At 49.7% G+C, this 720-nt stretch carries 1 protein-coding gene; it reads right to left on the bottom strand.

The annotated features are described in order from the left end of the window. Positions 1-720 (bottom strand): serine hydroxymethyltransferase (locus R7R78_RS26205; RefSeq protein WP_225474622.1); only part of this gene is annotated, 720 nt, incomplete at both ends.

The raw sequence follows: 720 nt of genomic DNA, 5'->3' as shown, positions 1-720 counted from the left end.
TAATCATAGGCTTCTCTGTATCGAATGGGATGCCATTTTTGTTACATGTGATCCCAGCACGCTCCAGAGCTTCTTCTGCTTTGTTACCTTTCAAGCCTTTAGGGCGAAGGTCAACCAGCATTAAGTGCGTGTCTGTACCACCGGTTACGATGTCGCAACCGCGAGTTTGCAATACTTCCGCTAGGACTTTTGCGTTATTGATCACCGAATCAATATAAGTTTTAAATTCAGGGCCAAGTGCTTCACCAAATGCGACCGCTTTAGCGGCGATAACGTGCATTAATGGGCCGCCTTGTAGGCCTGGGAATACCGCCGAATTGATCTTCTTAATGATGTCTTCGTGGTTAGTCAGAATCATGCCCCCGCGTGGGCCACGCAGTGTTTTGTGTGTTGTTGTAGTCACAACGTGTGCGTGTGGCAATGGGCTAGGGTGTGCACCTGTTGCGATAAGGCCTGCGATGTGCGCCATATCGACCATTAGGATTGCGTTCACTTCGTCGGCGATTTCACGGAACTTTGCGAAATCGATAGTACGTGGAATCGCGCTACCGCCTGCGATGATCATCTTTGGTTTGTGTTCTAGCGCCAGAGCGCGAACATCGTCGTAGTTGATTTCTAGTGTTTCACGATCAACGCCGTATTGAACTGCATTAAACCATTTGCCAGAGAGTGCAGGGCGTGCACCGTGTGTTAGGTGGCCTCCTGCGTCCAAAGACATGC

The sequence above is a fragment of the Vibrio sp. 2134-1 genome (assembly GCF_033339495.1).
This window is presented reverse-complemented; position numbering and strand designations above follow the sequence as displayed.